This window comes from Mesorhizobium sp. M2C.T.Ca.TU.002.02.1.1, assembly GCF_003997225.1.
The window spans coordinates 1-1129 of sequence record NZ_RZTO01001261.1 but is presented as its reverse complement, the minus strand read 5'-3'; the positions used below and the strand labels follow the sequence as shown (position 1 = coordinate 1129).

At 63.2% G+C, this 1129-nt stretch carries 2 protein-coding genes and 1 pseudogene; all 3 read left to right on the top strand.

The annotated features are described in order from the left end of the window. Nucleotides 1-409: 409 nt before the first annotated feature. Nucleotides 410-544, top strand: a complete 135-nt coding sequence (gene rpmH / locus EOD07_RS35290) for a 50S ribosomal protein L34 (protein WP_008833937.1) — start codon at nucleotides 410-412, stop codon at nucleotides 542-544. A 16-nt stretch (nucleotides 545-560) separates the two neighbouring features. Beyond that, nucleotides 561-914, top strand: a complete 354-nt coding sequence (gene rnpA, locus EOD07_RS35285; RefSeq protein WP_127238429.1) for a ribonuclease P protein component — start codon at nucleotides 561-563, stop codon at nucleotides 912-914. Nucleotides 915-928: 14 nt separating this feature from the next. Beyond that, nucleotides 929-1129: pseudogene (locus EOD07_RS35280) on the top strand (membrane protein insertase YidC); the annotation flags it as partial.

Below are 1129 nucleotides of genomic sequence, written 5' to 3'. Positions count from 1 at the left end.
GGGCAGGAAGATCAGGACTTCGGCCAAGAGCACGAAGGCGATGGTGAGGACGAGAAGCTTGGTCGACAGGCCGCGCGACAGCGGCACCCGCCGCGACGAATTCGCCGCGGCCGGCCGTGCCTTTTCATCGGTGGACAGAGCTTCACTCGTCATGACGCGGTCTTCACGAAGCCTTGATCGGCCAAGATTATGCGATTTGGGGCTTTTTTGCCAATTTCAACCTTGGTGCAGCGAAAAAATGTCTGGCGGCCACGCCGGATTGACTTCCAAAAACCTTCTTTCTATAAGCCCGCTCACGCTCGGGCCATTCGTCCCGGCGCGGTTTCGATCGCGCCTAAGCCGGCCCGGCAAAGCTCCTGTTACAGAGTGACAGAATCAAGAAGGGCCGCACCCCGCGGTATTAAAACAAATGAAGCGTACATACCAACCGTCCAAGCTCGTCCGTAAGCGCCGGCATGGTTTCCGTGCCCGCATGGCCACCAAGGGTGGTCGTGGCGTCGTTGCTGCCCGCCGCAATCGCGGCCGCAAGCGGCTCAGCGCCTGAACGAAAGACGAGATCGTTGCCCGCACCCGGCAAGCCAAAGGGACAGGTTCCCGGCCGGCTTCTGAAACGCGCGGATTTCCTGGCTGTGCGCGGCGGCGAGAAACGCCGCGGACGGCTTTTTCTCGTTGAGGTTCTCGGCCGCGGCGATGACCTTGCGCCGCGCGTCGGCTACACCGTCACCAGGAAGGTCGGCAACGCCGTGGTGCGCAACCGCGTCCGGCGGCGGCTGAGGGAAGCCGTGCGCGTGCATGCCGCCGATGACATGGCGCCCGGCAATGACTATGTCATCGTCGGGCGTGAAGACGTGCTCGCCATTCCGTTCGGCCAGTTGAAGGCCGAGCTTTCCCGCCGGCTGCGCGGAACACGATAGGCCAAGGGCTTTCGATGGAAAACAACCGCAATTTCTTCATCACCATCGCGCTGTCGGTGCTGATCCTGACGCTCTGGCAGGTGTTCTACATGAACCCGAAGATGGAGCAGCAGCGCGAGCAGGCCCGCATCGAGCAGCAGCGCGTCGAGGCGCAGAAGAAGGAAGCGGGCGGCAGCGCCAATTCCGGCGCGGCCGGAACGCCGGCTCCCACGGCC

Bases quoted from the DNA above. Each gene is read 5' to 3' on its own strand.
- rpmH (WP_008833937.1), top strand. From the start codon at position 410: ATGAAGCGTACATACCAACCGTCCAAGCTCGTCCGTAAGCGCCGGCAT.